Source organism: Longimicrobium sp., assembly GCF_036399255.1.
Classification (GTDB): Bacteria; Gemmatimonadota; Gemmatimonadetes; order Longimicrobiales; family Longimicrobiaceae; genus Longimicrobium.
This window is the reverse complement of record NZ_DASWNM010000112.1, coordinates 1-4,228: the sequence shown is the minus strand read 5'-3', so window position 1 is coordinate 4,228 and position 4,228 is coordinate 1. Positions and strand designations below refer to the sequence as shown.

The 4,228-nt window shown below is 70.4% G+C and carries 4 protein-coding genes; all 4 read left to right on the top strand.

Going from position 1 to position 4,228, the window contains the following annotated elements; translation table 11 throughout:
- The first annotated feature begins 794 nt into the window (after positions 1-794).
- Entirely contained in the window at positions 795-1,346 is a 552-nt protein-coding gene (locus tag VGC13_RS20855; RefSeq protein WP_331127219.1) for a hypothetical protein, read from the top strand.
- On the top strand, positions 1,343-2,674 hold the full coding sequence (locus VGC13_RS20850; RefSeq protein ID WP_331127218.1) for a DNA-packaging protein: 1,332 nt from the start codon (positions 1,343-1,345) through the stop codon (positions 2,672-2,674). The genes VGC13_RS20855 and VGC13_RS20850 overlap by 4 nt, the downstream gene beginning before the upstream one ends.
- Before the next feature lie 171 nt (positions 2,675-2,845).
- The gene (locus tag VGC13_RS20845) at positions 2,846-4,036 is read left to right on the top strand and encodes a phage portal protein (protein ID WP_349264250.1); all 1,191 of its coding nucleotides are present in this window, start codon (positions 2,846-2,848) and stop codon (positions 4,034-4,036) included.
- The coding region (locus VGC13_RS20840) for a DUF6127 family protein (protein WP_331127216.1) at positions 4,033-4,228 on the top strand (196 nt) is incomplete at its 3' end. The genes VGC13_RS20845 and VGC13_RS20840, both read left to right, overlap by 4 nt.

Sequence of the window (4,228 nt, the reverse complement as noted above, 5' to 3'; positions counted from 1 at the left end):
TGGAGGGAGGGGAGTTGTTCGGCGTGGGCGGCTTGGCTCAGCGCCTGCTGTTCCCCTCCCTTTGCACGGCCTGAGTGGGGGCGTGGTGAGGTTGGTGAGGGAGGGGTTAGGGGTGGGTTTTGCGCTTTTTCGGGCGTGTGTCGGGCGGTGGGTGACCCACCCCCGGCCCCCTCCCTTTCATCCGCGGCGACGGTTCGAGGGCGTCGGCTTGGAGGGAGGGGAGTTGTTCGGCGTGGGCGGCTTGGCTCAGCGCCTGCTGTTCCCCTCCCTTTGCACGGCCTGAGTGGGTGCGTGGTGAGGTTGGTGAGGGAGGGGTTAGCGGTGGGTTTGCGCTTCCTCGGGCGTGTGTCGGGCGGTGGGTGAGCCACCCCCAGCCCCTCCCTTTCATCCGCCGCAACAGTTCAAGAACGTCGGCGTGGAGGGAGGGGAGTTGTTCGGCGTGGGTGGCTTGGCTCAGCGCCTGCTGTTCCCCTCCCTTTGCACGGCCCGGGTGGGTGCGTGGTGGGGTTGGTGAGGGAGGGGTTAGGGGTGGGTTTTGCGCCAGCCGGTTCGCCGGTGGGTGACCCACCCCCGGCCCCTCCCGTTCATTAGCCGCGACCGTTCGAGGGTGTCGGCGCGGAGGGAGGGGAGTTGTTTGGCGGGTTTGGAGAGTGCTGGGAAGTGCGGGTGGCCGTCATGCTGGGAAGCGTGGCGGCCTTTTTCATTGGGGACAGGAGTGAGGCATGGTGGGACGTTCGAGCAAAAGCGCGTGCAGGCGGGCGGATCGGAAGGAAGGGTGGACCGAGGCGAAGAAGATGGCGTTTCTGGAGGTGCTTGGGGCGACGTGCAACATCGCCGCGGCGCTTCGCGCGGTGGGGATGAGCCGGCCGGGACTTGAGCGATTGCGGGCACGGGATGGGTCGTTCCGGGCGGCGATGACGGAGGTGCGGCGGCGGGCCTATCTCGACCTGGAATTCTTTGCGCTCGAGAAAATGATGAACGGCACGGTGAAGACCGTGACCAAGGCGGACGGCGCGGTGGAGACCGTGCACGAATATCCGCTCGGCCAGGCGATGCACCTGCTGCGGCTGCACCGCGACGTGGCGGAGGGCGCCGGCGTGCCCGAAGCGGAGAGCGAGGAAGCGGGCGAGGAGCAGAAGGCGGAGGTGGTCGAACGGCTGATGCGCAAGATGCGTGCGCTGAGGGCGCGGATGGACCGCGAGGAGGCGGCGGCGCTCAAGGCGACGGGCGCCGAAGGCGGGACGGGTGTGCGGGAGGCGGGTGCGCCCGCCGCTGCCGTTGGCGAAGAGGTGAGCGGAGGCGTGCCGGCCGCTGGCGGCGCGGCGGGGGAAGGGGGTGCGGGGTGAAGATCAAGAACATGCTGCAAATGGCGCGCCGGCTGTCCAACCTGCGCGACGAGGTTTTGTGGAAGAAGCTGTTCGAAAGCATGAACTTGGAGGAGATGCTAGAGTTCGACGCCTGCTTCGAGGCCTGGGCGCATGAGGGTCAAGTAGAGCCGGGCGGCCTTGGCTGGCGCAACTGGTTCGTGAACGGCGGGCGCGGCTACGGTAAGACCCGCGCCGGGGCGGAGTGGGTGAACGGATTGGCCACCCAGGCGGGCAGGCCGGTGCGGATCGCTTTGGTCGCTGCCAACGAGGGCGAGGCGCGGGCGGTGATGGTGGAGGGCGAGAGCGGGATCCTGTCGTGCGCGAAGCCGGGGCGGCGGCCGCGGTGGGAGCCGAGTTTGGGGCGGCTGACCTGGCCGAACGGAAGCGTTGCGACGATCTATTCGGGGGAAAATCCGGACGGGCTGCGCGGCGGCAACAACCATTTCGCCTGGGTCGACGAGTTCGCCAAATATGCCCATCCGCAGGAGACGTGGGACAATCTGCAGATGAGCCTGCGGCTGGGGCCGCGGCCGCGGGCGCTGGTGACGACGACGCCGCGGCCGATCCCGGCGCTGAAGCGGATCCTCGCCGACCCGCGGACGGTGGTGACGGGCGGGCGGACGGGGGACAATCCGCAGCATTCGGCGCAGTTCATCGAGACCATGATGGCGACCTATGGCGGCACGCGGCTGGGGCGGCAGGAGCTGGACGGCGAGCTGATCGAGGATGTGGCGGGGAGCCTGTGGCCGCGCGACCTGATCGAGCGGTGCCGCTCGCGGGGCGTGGAGGCGGAGGGCATGCGGCGGATCGTGGTCGGCGTCGATCCGCCGATCTCGGTGGGCGGCGATGGGTGCGGCATCGTGGTGTGCGGGGTGGACGCGGGCGGCGTCGGCCATGTGCTGGAGGATGCAAGCGTATCGGGGCTGCGGCCGGAAGGCTGGGCGCGGGCGGTGATCGCGGCGGCGGAGCGCTGGCAGGCGGACAAGGTGGTGGCGGAAGGCAATCAGGGCGGGGCGATGGTGGAAAGCGTGCTGCGCGCCGCCGATGCCCGGGTGCCGGTGCGGATGGTGTGGGCCAAGCGCGGCAAGACGGTGCGCGCCGAGCCGGTGGCGTTCCTGTTCGAAAAGGGCGAGGCGAAGTTTGCGGGGGCGTTCGGGGCGCTGGAGGACGAGCTTGCGGGGATGACGATCGGCGGCGGGTATGAAGGGCCGGGAAGGAGCCCGGACCGGGCGGATGCGTGCGTTTGGGCGCTGACCGAGCTGATGCTGAGACGGGAGCAGGCCGAGCCGCGGGTTAGGGTGTTGTGAAGGGGAGCTGGGGGGAGGGGCGTGCCCTCACCCTGCGCCGCTGTGCGGCGCTGTCCCTCTCCCGAGATGGGAGAGGGGCTTGGGCAGGGTAGCTGCGTGCCCTCACCCTGCCGCTTCGCGGCTGTCCCTCTCCCTGAAGGGGAGAGGGGTTGGAGTAGGAGGAGAGCGATGATGAAATGGTGGTTTGGGCGGAAGGCCGGGCGGGATGCCCGGCCTTTTTTGTTTCGGTGGGGGCAGGGTGGCGCGGCCGTATCCGGGGGGGAGTGGCCGCGGTCTTATGAGGCGCAGGTTCGGGAGGCGTATCTGGGCAATCCGGTGGCGCAGCGGGCGGTGCGGCTGGTGGCGGAGAGTGCGGCTTCGGCCGTGGTGTATGCCATTCAGGATGGTGTGGGGGAGGCGGAAACCGGGGCTAGGGCTGGGCCCCCTCCACCAGCCTTCGGCTGGTCCCCCTCCCCGTTCCGGGGAGGACTTATCACCTCCGCGCTACTGGAGACGGTGGTCACCCACCTTCTTTTGCATGGCAATGCCTACCTGCAGGTGCTTCTCGACGCCGACGGGGTGCCGGCGGAGTTGTTTGCGCTTAGGCCCGAGCGGGTGAGCGTGGAGGCGGATGCGGGCGGGTGGCCGGCGGCGTATCTGTACAAGGCGGGCGAGGCGCGGAGCCGGGTGGCGGCGCGGGACGGGCTCGGCAAGCCGGGGCTGGTGCACCTGAAATCGGTGCATCCGCTGGACGACCATTATGGGCTGGGCTGCCTGGGCGCGGCGGCGGGGGCGGTGGCGATCCACAATGCGGCGTCGCGCTGGAACAAGGCCCTGCTCGACAATGCGGCGCGGCCTTCGGGGGCGCTGGTCTACGCGCCCGGCGATGGTTCGGCGTTGTCGGCGGATCAGTTTTCGCGATTGCGCGAGGAACTGGAGGCGCAGTTTTCGGGGGCGGGGAATGCCGGGCGGCCGATGCTGCTGGAGGGGGGCCTGAGCTGGCAGGCGATGAGCCTGTCGCCGGCCGACATGGATTTCGTTGGGCTGAAGGCGGCGGCGGCGCGGGAGATCGCCTTGGCGTTCGGGGTGCCGCCGATGCTGCTCGGGCTGCCTGGGGATGCGACCTACGCCAATTACCGCGAGGCGAACCGCGCGCTGTGGCGGCTGAGCGTGCTGCCGACCGCGGACATGATCCTGACCGCGCTGCTGCAGGGGCTGGCAGGGTGGTTCGAGGGCGCGACGCTGACGGTCGAACTCGACCGGGTGCCGGCGCTGGCGGACGATCGCGCGGCGCTGTGGCAGTCCGCGAGCGCGGCGACGTTCCTGACGGACGACGAGAAGCGCGCGATGGTCGGGCTCGCGCCGAAGGGGGCGTCGTCGTGAGCGGGGCGGTGCTGGCGCAGCTGATGGCGCAGGCGGGGGAGCGCGGCGCCGAGCTGGTGACGCTGCGCGCGATCGCGGAGGAGGCCGGGGAGCTGGGGGCGACGCGCGCGCTGACCCGGCTCGGGCTCGCCGACGACAAGGCGGGGCGCGACATGGCGGAGCTGCGCGCGCTGCTGGAGGCGTGGCGCGACG